At 71.8% G+C, this 15,176-nt stretch carries 11 protein-coding genes, 3 tRNA genes and 1 pseudogene; 7 read left to right on the top strand and 8 right to left on the bottom strand.

What is annotated here, in order from left to right; all coding sequences use genetic code 11:
• Positions 1 to 339: 339 nt before the first annotated feature.
• The 3 genes and pseudogenes from ABZ371_RS17405 to ABZ371_RS17415 form a co-directional block, all read left to right on the top strand.
• On the top strand, positions 340 to 621 hold the full coding sequence (locus tag ABZ371_RS17405; RefSeq protein WP_358679911.1) for a type II toxin-antitoxin system prevent-host-death family antitoxin: 282 nt from the start codon (positions 340 to 342) through the stop codon (positions 619 to 621).
• Positions 618 to 881: a Txe/YoeB family addiction module toxin gene (locus ABZ371_RS17410; RefSeq protein ID WP_358679913.1), complete on the top strand. Its 264-nt coding sequence runs from the start codon at positions 618 to 620 to the stop codon at positions 879 to 881. Before ABZ371_RS17405 ends, ABZ371_RS17410 begins: the two co-directional genes overlap by 4 nt.
• A 412-nt stretch (positions 882 to 1,293) precedes the next feature.
• A pseudogene (locus tag ABZ371_RS17415) lies at positions 1,294 to 1,398 on the top strand (WD40 repeat domain-containing protein); the annotation flags it as partial.
• Positions 1,399 to 1,579: 181 nt separating this feature from the next.
• On the opposite strand, the gene ABZ371_RS17420 reads toward ABZ371_RS17415, so the two are convergent.
• The 3 genes from ABZ371_RS17420 to ABZ371_RS17430 form a co-directional block, all read right to left on the bottom strand.
• A tRNA-Ile gene (locus tag ABZ371_RS17420) sits at positions 1,580 to 1,653 on the bottom strand.
• Between the two features lie 222 nt (positions 1,654 to 1,875).
• Positions 1,876 to 1,948, bottom strand: a tRNA-Asn gene (locus tag ABZ371_RS17425).
• Between the two features lie 5 nt (positions 1,949 to 1,953).
• Positions 1,954 to 2,026 (bottom strand) — tRNA-Asn (locus tag ABZ371_RS17430).
• 180 nt (positions 2,027 to 2,206) lie between these two features.
• Here ABZ371_RS17430 and ABZ371_RS17435 point away from each other — a divergent pair.
• From ABZ371_RS17435 to ABZ371_RS17450, 4 genes are all read left to right on the top strand, one after another.
• The gene (locus tag ABZ371_RS17435; protein ID WP_358679916.1) at positions 2,207 to 2,509 is read left to right on the top strand and encodes a YtxH domain-containing protein; all 303 of its coding nucleotides are present in this window, start codon (positions 2,207 to 2,209) and stop codon (positions 2,507 to 2,509) included.
• An 81-nt stretch (positions 2,510 to 2,590) separates the two neighbouring features.
• Positions 2,591 to 4,048 (top strand): FGGY family carbohydrate kinase, encoded by a 1,458-nt coding sequence (locus tag ABZ371_RS17440; RefSeq protein WP_358679919.1) that lies wholly within the window; start codon positions 2,591 to 2,593, stop codon positions 4,046 to 4,048.
• A gap of 266 nt (positions 4,049 to 4,314) precedes the next feature.
• Positions 4,315 to 6,048 carry an ABC transporter ATP-binding protein gene (locus ABZ371_RS17445; RefSeq protein ID WP_358679922.1) on the top strand — a complete coding sequence of 578 codons (1,734 nt, stop codon included), beginning with the start codon at positions 4,315 to 4,317 and terminating at the stop codon, positions 6,046 to 6,048.
• Complete coding sequence (locus tag ABZ371_RS17450) at positions 6,048 to 7,973, top strand: ABC transporter ATP-binding protein (protein ID WP_358679925.1); 1,926 nt, start codon at positions 6,048 to 6,050, stop codon at positions 7,971 to 7,973. The genes ABZ371_RS17445 and ABZ371_RS17450 overlap by 1 nt, the downstream gene beginning before the upstream one ends.
• 50 nt (positions 7,974 to 8,023) lie before the next feature.
• Here ABZ371_RS17450 and ABZ371_RS17455 read toward each other — a convergent pair whose 3' ends face one another.
• From ABZ371_RS17455 to ABZ371_RS17475, 5 genes are all read right to left on the bottom strand, one after another.
• Complete coding sequence (locus ABZ371_RS17455) at positions 8,024 to 9,100, bottom strand: RNA polymerase sigma factor (RefSeq protein WP_358679928.1); 1,077 nt, start codon at positions 9,098 to 9,100, stop codon at positions 8,024 to 8,026.
• 212 nt (positions 9,101 to 9,312) lie between these two features.
• The gene (gene dnaG / locus ABZ371_RS17460) at positions 9,313 to 11,217 is read right to left on the bottom strand and encodes a DNA primase (protein ID WP_358679931.1); all 1,905 of its coding nucleotides are present in this window, start codon (positions 11,215 to 11,217) and stop codon (positions 9,313 to 9,315) included.
• 116 nt (positions 11,218 to 11,333) lie between these two features.
• Entirely contained in the window at positions 11,334 to 12,593 is a 1,260-nt protein-coding gene (locus ABZ371_RS17465) for an FAD-dependent oxidoreductase (RefSeq protein WP_358679934.1), read from the bottom strand.
• A 118-nt stretch (positions 12,594 to 12,711) separates the two neighbouring features.
• Positions 12,712 to 14,040, bottom strand: coding sequence for a deoxyguanosinetriphosphate triphosphohydrolase (locus tag ABZ371_RS17470; protein ID WP_358679937.1), 1,329 nt, complete (start codon positions 14,038 to 14,040; stop codon positions 12,712 to 12,714).
• Between the two features lie 36 nt (positions 14,041 to 14,076).
• Positions 14,077 to 14,883, bottom strand: coding sequence for a sirohydrochlorin chelatase (locus ABZ371_RS17475; RefSeq protein WP_358679939.1), 807 nt, complete (start codon positions 14,881 to 14,883; stop codon positions 14,077 to 14,079).
• Between the last annotated feature and the right edge of the window lie 293 nt (positions 14,884 to 15,176).

Below are 15,176 nucleotides of genomic sequence, written 5' to 3' on the forward strand. Positions count from 1 at the left end.
GGGGGGGCGGGGCCGGGCGGGGCCCCCACCCCCCCCCCCCCGCCCGGCGCGTCGCCGCGACCGAGGAGCACGCCGCCCAACTCTGCCCGCCTCGAACGCCGTCAACTCCGCGCAGGCGAAGTCCGCCACCACCATGTCGGTAAGTGATCATTCCCGAGTTCGCGACGATCACGCTCATGGAGCGGCTCGACCGCGAAAACTACGAGGCCACCACACCAACTGAGCCGCCCGACGGGCTCAGCCGCACCCCGATCTCACCGAAGGCTGAACCGCACGGCCGTCCGGAGGCGGATTGCGATCAGCCGCCGGGCATCCTCTCTGTACGTTATCGTGTACGTCATGAAGACGATGAGTGTCACCGAGCTACGCGCGGGCATCGCCGACGCCCTCGACGCGGTGGAGAACGACGCCGAGGAACTGGTCATCACCCGGACTGGCCATGAGCCGATGGTCGTCGTCTCGCTCGCCGAGTACGAGGCACTGAAAGAAACCGATTACCTGCTGCGGTCGCCCGCGATGGCCGAGCGCCTGCGCAGGTCCATCGAGCAGGACCGGGCCGGCCAGGGTGCACTTCGCGAGCTGGTGGATCCCGATGACGAGGGCGGGCGGGGCTCCGCGTGAAGGTGCTGTTCGTCGACGACGGCTGGAACGATTACCTGTGGTGGCAGGGGAACGACCGCAAAATACTGAAGCGCATCAACCAGCTGATCGCCGACATCGACCGGGGCGGCCACGAAGGAATCGGCAAGCCCGAACCGCTGCGGAACGACCTCTCCGGCTACTGGTCGCGGCGCATCAACTCCGAACACCGACTGGTGTACCGCATCGATGAGAACGCCATCGTTCACGTGGTGGCGTGCCGCTTCCATTACGAACGGTGAACCAGGCGCATACCCACGGGCCGCGCCTCGGCTCTTGACAGCACCCGTCAGCCTCCGCAGGACGCAGGTAGGGGCCCACGATCCACGTGACCAGGGCGCGACCGTTCGCTCGGGGCGTATCGGACGCTGAGCATGGTCGTGACCCCCTGCTCCATGATGACCTCGCGGGCATACGCTCCCGAGAGCGAACATCGCCCCTACCCGCCGCGGGAGGTCAGGAATCCAGGCGACGCGCGCTCAGCCAGGCGACCATCCCCGGGTCGCGGTGGTCGAAGAAGAGCTACGTGCCGGCGTCCGGGGTGGCGATGGCGTCCCTCCGGGCCTCGGTGAGCTCAAAGCCGAGGACGTCGATGTTCTCCGGCGCCCAACGAGATCCCCCGTCAGCAGGAGGCGTTCGACAACCTCATGCACCAAAACCCTCACCGGTCACACCGGTGAGGTGCACTCAGTGGCGGTCTCGCCTGACGGAACCCGACTCGCCACTGGCAACATGGACCGGCAGGTGCGGTCGTGGGACCGCCCTTAACGCTCCCACGAACACGAGGGCGACAAAAGACCAGGTCACAGCCGTGCTATACCTGCTTCGACAGACCGAAGCCTCACGTTCGCTGCACCTACGTGCGGTGAACGCTGCACGCGAAACACCCCGGAAAACGCGTCTCCCCAGGTCAGAAACGATTCTGCCTGGGGACGCTCGGTGGGGCGGGTGGGACTCGAACCCACGGCCGACGGATTATGAGTCCGCTGCTCTAACCGGCTGAGCTACCGCCCCGTATCGGCGTGGCGCGTACATGTGTGCGCGCCGTCTGCCGCAGCATAGCCGGTCATACGATCTCCTGCTGCGGGTGGCCGCCTACGCGTGACCATGAAGACCACGCTGCGTGCTGCCCGGTTCCGGACCGGCGCAGACAGTCCCGGAAAGAGTGGCCGGGGCCCTCGGCGGGGGCCGCGCGGGCATACGAAAAAGGACCCCGAAGGGCCCTCTCCCGCATCGCTCCCCCGACTGGACTCGAACCAGTAACCCTCCGGTTAACAGCCGAATGCTCTGCCAATTGAGCTACAGGGGATCGCGCTCCCCCGACTGGACTCGAACCAGTAACCTGCCGGTTAACAGCCGGCTGCTCTGCCAATTGAGCTACAGGGGATTGCTGCGGTGCCTCGAATCGTACCTGCCTGGCGGCTGCCGGGCGGCGCGCGTTCGCTGCGACACATACATTAGCGCAACCAGGGGGGTGCTCCGCCAATCGGTATCCGGCGGGGTGATCTCGGGTGCCTGCGGGTAGGCGGGCAGCACAGTCCCACAGAGCGAAGGAAGGGTGGCAGCCATGCGGTACCGGCTCACGTTCATCGCCGGAGCGGCCCTCGGCTACGTGCTCGGCACACGAGCAGGGCGCGAGCGTTACGAGCAGCTGAGGAAGGCCGTGCAACGGCTCTCCGAGAACCCCGCCGTACGCAACGCGGCGGAGTCCGCAGCGCACGGCGGCCGGGATTTCGCAGGCAAGGCGTACCACTCGGTGAGCGAGAAGGTCGGGGACAAGGTGCCCGTCTCCGTCTCCGACCGGGTGCGCTCGCTGCGTGAGCGCAACGGCCACACCGGCAGTGACGACTGGGGTACGACCAACACGTGACGGCCCTTCCCGTACCGGGCGGCGCCCGGTACGGGAAGGCCCGGCGCCGGAACGGTCCGGCGGTGCGGCAGAATCTTGGGTATGGGCATAGTCGCCGGCTTGGACAGTTCTTCCGCCTACACGCACATCGTCGTCTGCGATACGGACACCGGTGCGGTGCTGCGGCAGGGGTACGCCGCGCACCCCGTCGAGGCCAAGGCCCACGAGGTGGATCCGCAGGCGTGGCTGCTCTCACTCGGTGAGGCGGCCTCCGGCGGACTGCTCGAAGGCGTACAGGCCATCGGGGTGTCCGCGCAGCAGCACGGCCTGGTGCCGCTGGACCACCAGGGCAATCTCGTACGCCCCGCGCTGCTCGGCAACGACCGGCGGGCGCAGGTGGCCGCCGTCGACCTGATCGACGGGCTCGGCGGGCGGCAGGCGTGGGCCGAGGCCGTCGGTGCCGTGCCGCAGGCCGCGCAGCCCGTGGCGAAGCTGCGCTGGCTGGCCCGCAGCGAACCGGAGAACGCGCAGCGCGTCGCCGCCGTCATGCAGCCGCACGACTGGCTGGTGTGGCAGCTCCTCGGCCGGCCCGCCCGCCGGACCACCGACCGCGGTGCCGCTTCCGGGACGGGTTACTGGTCGGCCCGCTCCGGCACCTACCGGCCCGATCTGGTGGAACTCGCGCTCGGCCACCAGGCCGCGCTGCCGGAGGTGCTCGGCCCCGCCGACTCGGCCGGCACGACACCGGAGGGGCTGCTGATCTCCGCCGGGACCGGCGAGACGATGGCCGCGGCCTTCGGGCTGGGGGTGGCCGCCGGGGACGCGGTGGTGTCGCTGGGCGCCTCGGGTTCGGTGATGGCCGTGCACCACGAGGCGCTGGCCGACCCGGCCGGGATGATCACCTCGTTCGCCGACGCGACCGGGATGCACCTGCCGGTGGTCCACACCTCGAACGCCGTGCGCGCGCTGCGCGGCACGGCCGAGATGATGGGCGTGGACGATCTGGAGGAACTGTCCGCGCTGGCCCTGCAGTCGACGCCGGGCTCCTCGGGTCTCGTGCTCCTTCCGTACCTCGAGGGCGAACGCACCCCGCACCTGCCGCACGCGGCGGGGACCCTGACCGGGCTGCGGCGCGAGTCCATGAAGCCCGAGCACCTCGCCCGGGCGGCCTTCGAGGGCATGCTGTGCTCGCTGGCCGACGCGCTGGACGTGCTGCGCGGCCGGGGCGTGGAGGTCCGGCGGGTGTTCCTGCTGGGCGCGGCGGCCGAGCTGCCGGCGGTGCGGGCCCTGGCACCCGCCGTCCTCGGCACCCGGGTCGTCGTACCGCAGCCCGCCCAGTACGCGGCGCAGGGCGCGGCCCGGCAGGCCGCGTGGGCGCTCGGGGTCGCCCAGGGGACGCTCGATCCGCGCACTCCCCCGGCCTGGCAGGGCGCCGCGGCGCAGGTGCTGGAGCCCGGCGAGGAGCTGGCGGTGGGCCAGGCCGTGCGGCAGCAGTACGGGGCCACGCGGGACCAGATCCACCCGGGAGCGTTCGGCACCGGGGCGTCCGGCACGGACTGAGCGGCACGCACGGACTGAGCGGCACGCACGGACTGAGCGGCACGCACGGACTGAGCGGCAGGCACGGACTGGGCGACAGGCAGGGGCCGAGCCCGTCGGCACGGGCCGAGCCACGGACACGGGCGCGGGCCGAGCCACGGGCCCGGGCCTGGCGACCGGCGCGTGCCGTGTTTTGACCCGGGCTTGGTGAAAAGCGTTGGCCGCCGCGGTCCGCGGTACCGCAGGATGGACCGGCCTCTGCCCTACGCCGACTCCGAGAGACACGCGTGCTCATAAAAATCCTGCGGACCTATCTGGGTCCGTACAGAAAACCCATCGTGCTGCTGGTGCTGCTCCAGCTGCTGCAGACCTGCGCCTCCCTCTATCTGCCCAGCCTCAACGCGGACATCATCGACAACGGTGTCGTCACGGGTGACACGGGGTACATCCTGCGGTTCGGCGGCGTGATGATCGCCGTCAGCGTCGCCCAGGTCCTCTGCAACGTCGGCGCGGTCCACTACGGCGCCCGCACCGCCTCGGCGCTGGGGCGTGACGTGCGGGCGTCGGTCTTCGACCGGGTGCAGTCGTTCTCCGCGCGCGAGTTCGGACGGTTCGGGGCCCCCTCGCTCATCACCCGTACGACCAATGACGTCCAGCAGGTCCAGACCCTCGTCCTGATGACGTTCACGCTGATGGTGTCGGCGCCCATCATGTGTGTCGGCGGCGTCGTCATGGCGCTGGGCCAGGACGTCCCGCTGTCGGCCGTGCTGCTGGCCGTGGTACCCGTCCTCGGCATCGCGGTGAGTCTCATCGTGCGCAGGATGCGGCCCCTGTTCCGCACCATGCAGACGCGGCTCGACACGGTGAACCGGGTGCTGCGGGAGCAGATCACCGGGAACCGCGTGATCCGCGCCTTCGTGCGGGACGACTACGAGGAGAAGCGTTTCCGCGGCGCCAACACGGAGCTGACGGACGTCGCCGTGTCGACGGGCCGGCTGATGGCGCTGATGTTCCCGACCGTGATGACGGTGGTCAACCTCTCGTCCATCGCCGTCGTCTGGTTCGGCGCACACCGCATCGACAGCGGCGGCATGCAGATCGGCGCGCTGACCGCGTTCCTCGCGTACCTGATGCAGATCGTCATGGCCGTGATGATGGCCACCTTCATGTTCATGATGGTTCCGCGCGCCGAGGTCTGCGCCGAGCGCATCCAGGAGGTCCTGGAGACCGAGTCGAGCGTGGTGCCCCCGGCCTCTCCCGTCACCGAGCTGCGCAAGCACGGCCATCTGGAGATCCGGGGCGCGGAATTCCGTTACCCGGGCGCCGAGGAGCCCGTGCTGCGGTCCGTCGGCCTCGTGGCCCGGCCCGGGGAGACGACCGCGATCATCGGGTCGACGGGCAGTGGGAAGTCGACGCTGCTCGGGCTCGTGCCCCGGCTGTTCGACGTGACGGACGGCGAGGTGCTGGTCGACGGCACGGACGTGCGGACCCTGGATCCGGTCCTGCTCGCGAAGACCGTGAGCCTCGTCCCGCAGAAGCCGTACCTGTTCTCCGGGACAGTCGCGACCAACCTGCGCTACGGGAATCCGGACGCCACCGACGAGGAGCTCTGGCACGCGCTCGAGGTGGCCCAGGCCAAGGACTTCGTGGAACGGCTGGAGCACGGCCTGAACGCGCCGATCGCCCAGGGCGGGACGAACGTCTCCGGTGGGCAGCGGCAGCGCCTCGCGATCGCGAGGACGCTCGTGCAGCGGCCGGAGATCTACCTCTTCGACGACTCGTTCTCCGCCCTGGACTACGCGACGGACGCCGCACTGCGTGGAGCCCTCGCCCGGGAGACCGCGGGGGCGACCGTCGTGATCGTGGCGCAGCGCGTGTCCACGATTCGTGACGCCGACCGGATCCTGGTCCTGGACGAGGGCCGGGTCGTCGGGGAGGGCAGCCACCGCGAGCTGATGGACGACAACGAAACCTACCGGGAGATCGTGCTCTCCCAGCTGACGGAAGCGGAGGCCGCCTGATGGCAGGACCGGGCGGGCGAATGATGGCCGCAGGACCCGTCGAGCGGTCCGCGGACTTCAAGGGGTCGGGCAAGCGGCTGCTGCGGCGGTTCAGCACGGAGAAGTCCGCGCTGTACCTGATGCTGGGCGCCGGAACGCTGAGCGTGGCGCTCTCGGTGGTCGGGCCGAAGATCCTCGGCAAGGCGACCGACCTGATCTTCGCGGGCGTCGTCGGACGGCGGATGCCGGACGGCACGACGAAGGAGCAGGCCGTGGACGGCCTGCGGAAGCAGGGCGACGGCGGGCTCGCCGACATGCTCTCCGGGGTGGACTTCACCCCCGGCGAGGGCATCGACTTCGGTGCGGTGGGCGACGTCCTGCTGGCGGCGCTGGTGGTGTACGTCGGTGCGGGGCTGCTGATGCTGGTGTCGACCCGGCTGTCGATCCGGGTGATCAACCGGGTGGTGTTCCGGCTGCGTGAGGACCTCCAGACGAAGCTGTCCCGGCTGCCGTTGTCCTACTTCGACCGGCAGAAGCGCGGCGAGGTGCTGAGCCGGGCGACGAACGACATCGACAACATCGCCCAGACGATGCAGCAGACGATGGGCCAGCTCATCAACTCGCTGCTGACCATCGTCGGCGTGCTGATCATGATGTTCTGGATCTCGCCCCTGCTCGCCCTGGTGGCGCTCGTCACGATCCCGCTGTCGGTGTTCGTCGCCGCGCGGGTCGGCAAGCGGTCGCAGCCGCAGTTCGTGGCGCAGTGGAAGGTGACGGGCAGACTCAACGCCCACATCGAGGAGATGTACACCGGCCACGCGCTGGTCAAGGTCTTCGGTCGGCAGGAGGAGTCCGCGAGGGACTTCGCCGAGCAGAACGACGCGCTCTACGAGGCCGGTTTCCGGGCCCAGTTCAACAGCGGGATCATGCAGCCGCTGATGATGTTCGTGTCGAACCTCAACTACGTGCTGGTCGCCGTCGTCGGCGGTCTGCGGGTCGCCTCGGGCGCGCTCTCGATCGGTGACGTGCAGGCGTTCATCCAGTACTCCCGCCAGTTCTCCATGCCGCTGACCCAGGTGGCGTCGATGGCGAACCTGCTGCAGTCGGGCGTCGCGTCGGCCGAGCGGATCTTCGAGCTGCTGGACGCCGAGGAGCAGGCGCCCGACCCCGAGCCCGCCGAGCGGCCGGAGGAACTGCGCGGCAGCGTGTCGCTGGAGCGGGTGTCCTTCCGGTACGACCCGGAGAAGCCGCTCATCGAGGACCTGTCGCTGCGTGTGGAACCCGGTCACACGGTCGCGATCGTCGGCCCGACCGGGGCCGGCAAGACCACCCTGGTCAACCTGCTGATGCGGTTCTACGAGGTGACGGGCGGCCGCATCACGCTGGACGGCGTCGACGTGGCGAGGATGTCACGCGACGAACTGCGGTCGGGCATAGGGATGGTGCTCCAGGACACCTGGCTGTTCGGCGGCACGATAGCGGAGAACATCGCCTACGGGGCCTCCCGCGAGGTCAGCCGGGAGGAGATCGAGGAGGCGGCGCGGGCGGCGCACGCCGACCGCTTCGTCCGTACCCTGCCCGACGGTTACGACACGGTGATCGACGACGAGGGGTCCGGGGTCAGCACCGGCGAGAAGCAGCTGATCACCATCGCGCGGGCGTTCCTGTCCGACCCGGTGATCCTGGTCCTCGACGAGGCCACCAGCTCGGTCGACACCCGGACCGAGGTGCTCATCCAGAAGGCGATGGCCCGCCTGGCCCACGGCCGCACGAGCTTCGTGATCGCGCACCGGCTCTCCACGATCCGGGACGCCGACGTGATCCTGGTGATGGAGGACGGGTCGATCGTCGAGCAGGGCACGCACGACGGGCTGCTGGCGGCGAAGGGGGCCTACGCCCGGCTGTACGCGGCGCAGTTCGCCGAGGCGCTGGCGGAGGTGGACTGACCCGGTGCGGCCGCCGGCCCGGGACCTTCCGTCCCTTGCCGGCGGCCGGATCAGTCGAGGTAGCCGCGGAGCTGGTCGGCGAAGGCGTGGTCCCGTAACTTCCCGAGCGTCTTGGACTCGATCTGGCGGATGCGTTCGCGTGTCACACCGAAGATCCGGCCGATCTCCTCGAGGGTGCGGGGCCGCCCGTCGTCCAGCCCGTAACGCAGCTGGACCACCTTCCTCTCCCTCTCCCCGAGCGTCGAGAGCACCACCTCCAGGTGCTCCCGCAGCAGGAGGAAGGCCGCGGACTCCACGGGTGAGGCGGCGTCGCCGTCCTCGATGAGGTCGCCGAAGGCGACGTCGTCCTCCGCGCCGACGGGGGCGTGCAGGGAGACGGGCTCCTGGGCGAGGCGCAGGATCTCGCCGACGCGTTCGGACGTCAGGCCGAGCTGCGCGGCGACCTCCTCGGCCGTCGGTTCGTAGCCGCGTTCCTGCAGGATGCGGCGCTGGGCGCGGACGACGCGGTTGATCAGCTCGACGACGTGCACCGGCACCCTTATGGTCCGCGCCTGGTCCGCGAGCGCCCGGGACATGGCCTGGCGGATCCACCAGGTCGCGTACGTGGAGAACTTGTAGCCCCGGGCGTAGTCGAACTTCTCGACCGCGCGGATGAGTCCGACGTTGCCCTCCTGGACGAGGTCGAGCATGGTCAGGCCGCGGCCGGCGTAGCGCTTGGCGACGGAGACGACGAGGCGCAGGTTGGCCTCGATGAGACGGCGCTTGGCCACCCGTCCCATCACGACGAGCCGGTCCAGGTCGACCGCCAGCCGGGAGTCCGGATCGGGGGTGCCGGCGAGCCGCTCCTCGGCGAACAGCCCCGCCTCGACGCGCCGGGCGAGCTCCACCTCCTCGGCGGCGCTGAGGAGCGGGATGCGGCCGATCTCCCGCAGGTACTGGCGGAAGAGGTCGGACGACGGGCCGCCGGCCTCCGGGCGGCTCCCCGGCCCGGCGGGATCGGGGGCCTCCACGGGTTCCTCCAGCACCGGGTCGGACGGGCCCGCCGTCTCCGGGTGGCGCGTCACCCGGTCCTGTGCGGGAATCGCCGGGACGTGCTCGGTCGTGGGCGTCACGGTCAGGGTCTGCACGGGGGCGACCTCCAGGTGATCGCTGCCGGATCGCGGGGGTCCGGGGGCCCGGGACGGGCCGGCCGCGCTCCGATGGGTCAGGCACCGGCAACCAGTGTGGGGTACGGCCCGTCGCCGCCACGAGGGGCGTGCGGTGACTTTTTGCGCCCGGCGCGTGACGGTGCGCCGACGCCCCGTGGGGCCGGACCCGGCGCGCCGGAGCGGAGCGCCGCTCAGAGCGCGTCGGCGCCGTGGCTCCGCAGCGACTGCGCGTACTGCTGGAGGACCCACACCTCGTTCTGCGCGGCGGCCAGGTGCTCGGGGGCCACGTTGCTCCCGAGGCGGGCGAGGCTGCCCTGGACGTCGTTGATCCTGCGGTCGACGGCACGGAGGCGGACCTGCACGAGTTGCATGCCCGCGTACGTCTCGTCGATGGACTTGCCGTGGAAGACCTCGACGGCGAGCTCCGTGACGAGGTTGCGCACACTGTCGTGCGGGGCCGCGTCCAGTACGGCCGCCAGGTAGTCGCGGGGCTCCGCCAGCCCCTGCTCGGCGCCGCCCGCGTCCGCGATGCACTGGCGCACCGCCGCGTACGGCGGGGCGGTGAACTCGTCGGCGCCGTACGCGTCGAAGGCCGGGGAGACCAGGGCGGGCTTCTGCAGGGCGAGCTTGAGCAGCTCGCGCTCGGTGCGGTGGGCGGGGCTGCGCAGGTTGAGCGCCGGACCGGACGGGGCCTTGGGGGCCGGGACCTGCTGGGGAGGGCCGCCGCGGGAGGGGCCGCCCGGCGCGGGGCCGCGCTCGCCGCGGTCGCGGGCCCAGCGGGCGAGCTGGCCGACCCGCTTCACGACGAACTGGGTGTCGAGGATGCCGAGCAGACCGGCCAGCTGGACGGCGACCTCGTGCTGCGAGGAGCTGTTCTTGATGCGGGCGACGACGGGCGCCGCCTCGTCGAGTGCGGCGGCCCGGCCGGCCGGGGTCTCCAGGTCGTACCGGCCGACGATCTGGCGGAGCGCGAACTCGAAGAGCGGGGTGCGGGGTTCGACCAGGTCGCGGACGGCGTCGTCGCCCTTGGCGAGGCGCAGGTCGCACGGGTCCATGTTGTCGGGGGCGATCGCGATGTAGGTCTCGGCGGCGAACTTCTGGTCGTCCTCGAAGGCGCGCAGGGCGGCCTTCTGGCCGGCCGCGTCCCCGTCGAAGGTGAAGATGACGCGGGCGCTGCCGTTGTCCATCAGGAGCCGTCGGAGGATCTTGATGTGGTCGTTGCCGAACGCGGTGCCGCAGGTGGCGATGGCCGTGGTGACCCCGGCCAGGTGGCAGGCCATGACGTCGGTGTAACCCTCGACGACGACGGCCCGGCTGGCCTTGGCGATGTCCCTCTTGGCCAGGTCGATGCCGTACAGCACCTGGGACTTCTTGTAGATCGAGGTGTCGGGGGTGTTCAGGTACTTGGGGCCGTTGTCGTCGTCGCGCAGCTTGCGGGCGCCGAAGCCGACGATCTCCCCGGAGGTGTCGCTGATCGGCCACATGAGCCGGCCGCGGAAGCGGTCGATGGGGCCGCGGCGGCCGTCCTGGGAGAGGCCCGAAGCGATGAGCTCCTTGTCGCTGAACCCCTTGCCGCGCAGGAAGCGGGTGAGGTGGTCCCAGCCGGCGGGGCTGTAACCGACGCCGAAGTGCGCCGCCGCGTCCTGGTCGAAGCCGCGCTCGGCGAGGAACCTGCGGGCGATCTCGGCTTCGGGGCCGTCCAGCTGCTCACGGTAGAAGTCGGCGGCGGCCTTGTGCGCCTCGATCAGGCGGATCCGCTCGCCACGCTGGTGGGAGGGGTTGTAGCCGCCCTCCTCGTAGCGCAGGGTGATGCCCGCCTTCGCGGCGAGGCGCTCGACCGTCTCGGAGAAGGTGAGGTGGTCGATCTTCATCACGAAGGCGATCGTGTCACCGCCCTCCTGGCAGCCGAAGCAGTGGAAGAGGCCCTTGCCCGGGCTCACCTGGAAGGAGGGGGACTTCTCGTCGTGGAAGGGGCACAGGCCCTTGAGGTTTCCGCCGCCGGCGTTGCGCAGCTGGAGGTACTCGGACACGACGGCGTCGATCGGGACCGCGTCCCGGACCGCCTTCACGTCGTCGTCGTTGATCCTGCCTGCCACGGGTGAAGTCTACGGGTGGGGCCGGCCCCCCGGGACCGGCCGGCCGCCGCGGCACCGGCCGGCCCGGGGCGCGGCCATCGGGTCCGAGGAGGGTGCCGGGAGGCCGCGCGGTCCCGTCAGAGCAGGGAATCCAGCGGCACCGACGGGTCCCCCAGCAGGTCCGGGTCGACCGGCCGGCCCGCCCGGACGAGTTGCTGGACGGTGTCGGTGACGTCCCACACATTGACGTTCATCCCGGCGAGCACCCTGCGGTCCTTCAGCCAGAACGCGATGAACTCCCGCTTGCCGGCGTCGCCGCGGATGACGACCTGGTCGTACGAGCCGGGCGGCGCCCAGCCCGAGTACTCCAGCCCGAGGTCGTACTGGTCGGAGAAGAAGTACGGCACCCGGTCGTACGACACCTCGAGGCCGAGCATGGCCCGCGCGGCCGCCGGGCCGCTGTTCAGGGCGTTCGCCCAGTGCTCCACCCGCAGCCGGGCGCCGAACAGCGGATGGTCGACGGCGGCGATGTCCCCGGCGGCGAAGATGTGCGGGTCGGAGGTGCGCAGGGAGGCGTCGACGGCGACGCCGCCGCCGTGCGCGGGGTCGGCCATCTCCAGCCCGGCGGCCTCGGCGAGAGCGGTGCGCGGGGCCGCGCCGATCGCGGCGAGGACGTCGTGGGCGGGGTGCTCCTCGCCGTCGTCGGTACGGGCGGCGAGGACCAGGCCGTCCTCTCCGGTGATCTCGGTGAGGCGGGCGCCGAAGTGGAAGCGGACGCCGTGCTCGGTGTGCAGGTCGGTGAAGATCTGGCCGAGCTCGGGGCCGATGACGTGGTACAGCGGGGTGGTGGAGGGCTCGACGACCGTCACCTCCGCACCGTAGCCGCGGGCCGCTGCGGCGACCTCCAGGCCGATCCAGCCGCCTCCGGCGATCACCAGGTGGCCGTTGTCGCGTCCGAGGGAGGCCAGCACGTTGCGCAGCCGGTCGGCGTGGGCGAGGCGGCGCAGGTGGTGGACGCCGACGAGGTCGGTGCCGGGGATGTCGAGGCGGCGCGGTTCGGCGCCGGTGGCGAGCAGCAGCTTGTCGTAGTGGACAACGGTGTTGTCACCGAGCTGCACTGACCGGCCGGCGCGGTCGACGGACGTGACGACCTGCCCGAGGTGCAGCTCGACGTCGGCCCCGGCGTACCAGGCCGTCTTCTGCACGAGGACGCTGTCGCGCTCCTCCTTGCCCGCCAGGTACCCCTTGGACAGGGGAGGCCGTTCGTACGGATGGTCGCGCTCGTCGCCGATCAGGATCACCCGGCCGCTGAACCCCTCGGCCCGGAGTGTCTCGGCCGCCTTCGCTCCGGCCAGTCCCCCGCCGACGATGACGAACGTGCGATGTGCGTCGACCACTTGTGCCTCCTCGGTGCTGTGCTGTGCGGCGCCGCCACCTGCGAGCGTCCCGCACGCAGCGTGATGGCGAAAGAGGGTGTGTCCCGGCCGGGTCACGCCCGGTGGCCGTGCGGCCCGGTCAGGGCCCAGTCTGCCGAACCCCGGTGAGCGTTCGGTGCAGGGAACGTGCTGATGCGTCGGTGAGCGCGGCGATCTGGTCGACGAGGACCCTCTTGCGGGCCCGGTCGTCGGGGGCCGCCTCGTACAGGGCGCGGAACTGGGGCTCCAGGCTCCCGGGCGCGCGGGCGGTGAGCGCGGCGGCGAGTTCGGCGATGACGATCCGCTGGTCGGCGCGGATGGCCTCCTGCTCCGCGCGCTGCATGACGTAGCGGTCGGCGACGGCCTTGAGCACGGCGCACTCGTTGCGGACGCCGGCCGGGACGACGAGCTCGGCCCCGTACCGGGTGAGCGGCCCGGGGCCGTACCTCGCGTGGGTGGCGGTCTCGGCGGCGAGGCAGAAGCGCCCGATCAGCTGGCTCGTCGCGTCCTTGAGCCTGGCCTGGGCGACCGCGGAACCGTCGTAGCCGTGCGGCCACCACTCCTGGCCGACGAGCCGGTCGAGGGCGTCGGCGAGCTCCTGCGGATCGGTGTCCACCGGCACGTAGCGCCCGACGGCCACGTCCCAGATCTCCGCGCGCTCGGCTGCCGAGAAGAGGCAGCCGGGGTCGATGTGCCCGGCGTGCAGTCCGTCCTCGAAGTCGTGGACGGAGTAGGCGACGTCGTCGGACCAGTCCATGACCTGGGCCTCGAAGCACGTGCGGTCGCCCGGGGTCCCGGCGCGGACCCACTCGAAGACCGGGAGGTCGTCCTCGTACACGCCGAACTTCGGGGACTCCGGGTCGGCGGGGTGGGCACCGCGGGGCCAGGGGTACTTGGTGGCGGCGTCCAGCGCGGCGCGGGTGAGGTTGAGCCCCACGCTGACGAGCTCGCCGCTGCGCGGGTCGCGGACGAACCGCTTGGGTTCCAGGCGGGTCAGCAGCCGGAGCGACTGGGCGTTGCCCTCGAAGCCGCCGCAGTCCGAGGCGAAGTCGTTGAGCGCCTGTTCGCCGTTGTGCCCGAAGGGCGGGTGGCCCATGTCGTGGGCGAGGCAGGCGGTCTCGACGAGGTCGGGGTCGCAGCCGAGCGCGGCACCGAGCTCCCGGCCGACCTGGGCGCACTCCAGGGAGTGCGTGAGCCGGGTCCTGGGGCTGGCGTCCCAGGCGGGGCTGCGGGTGCCGGGCGTGACCACCTGGGTCTTCCCGGCGAGCCTGCGCAGGGCGGCGGAGTGCAGCACGCGCGCCCGGTCGCGCTGGAAGGCGGTGCGCCCCGGACGCTTGTCGGGCTCGGTGTCCCAGCGCTCGGTGTCACCCGTGCCGTAGGGCGTGGTGCCGTACTCCTGCGTGTCCCGGGGGGCGTGCGTACCGTCCATGGCCCCGACAGTAATCGGCCGGGCCGACAGGACGGGTCAGGCGGTGGCCAGGAGGAGGGGGCGGGCGAGGTCGCCGCGTGAGGGGGCGGCGTCCGCCAGTGCCTGGTCGTAGCGGTGCAGCACGAGCCGCGCCATGGCCGGGTGCGCGCCGAGCGGCGCGGCGGCGATCTGCGGGGCGGCGGCGGCCGCGGTCGTGGCGAAGCGGCCGGGGGCGGTGAAGTACGAGGCGACGGCGACCCGGTGGCGTCCGCGGGCCGCGAGGGCGCGCAGGGCGGCGGGCACGGTGGGCGTGGCGGCCGAGGTGTAGGCGGGCAGGACGGGCACGCCGCCGAGCCGGTCGCCGAGCATGCGGGCGGTGCGCCGGGCGTCGGCGGCCGAGTCGGGGTCGCGGGACCCCGCGGCGGCGAGTACGACGGCGGAGCCGCGGCTCGCACCGTCCTCGTCGCGCCAGCCGGCCTCGACGAGGCGCGCGTACAGGGCTTCGACGAGCAGCGGGTGCGGGCCCAGGGGCGCGGCGACGCGGGTCCGCAGGGCGCCCGCCTCGGCGGCCGCGCGGGGCAGGTCGTGCCGGACGTGGTGACCGCGGCCGAGCAGCAGCGGTACGAGGACGGCGTCGCCGGCGCCGATCCCGGCCAGGGTCGCGGGCAGCAGGGGCTCGTTCAGTTCGATGTGGCCGAGCCGGACGTCGAGACCCGGGCGCAGCTCCCGCACGAGCTCCAGGAGCTCCAGGACGGTACCCAGCGCCCGCGGGTCCCGGCTGCCGTGTGCGACGGCGACCAGGGTGGGGGCGGGCGGCCGGGTGGTGTTCCGGGTGCGGTCGGTGGTCCTGCGGGTTCCGGTCATGCGGTGATGGTGCCGGGCGTACGTTGCCGGGCCGTTTCGCACCGGTCACGGGTGTTTTCCGCTGCCTCACGGGGTGCCGCGGGGCGGTGTCAGGAGGCGGGAGGCGGTCGTGGGCGAACCTTTTCGCCCCGGCAGCCGTCCTGTTCGGTGGGACGGACCGGTACGAAGGGGGAGCCGCATGAGGCTGCAGGCGCTGAAGTGGCCGACGTGGCCGAACCGGGCGCGGCCGCCCCGGCCGAGGCTGCCGCGCACCCGGCGCGGGCGGCGGAGGCTGGTGCAGGGGCTCATGGCGG

This window comes from Streptomyces sp. NPDC005899 (assembly GCF_040629645.1).
In the GTDB taxonomy this organism is placed as follows: domain Bacteria; phylum Actinomycetota; class Actinomycetes; order Streptomycetales; family Streptomycetaceae; genus Streptomyces.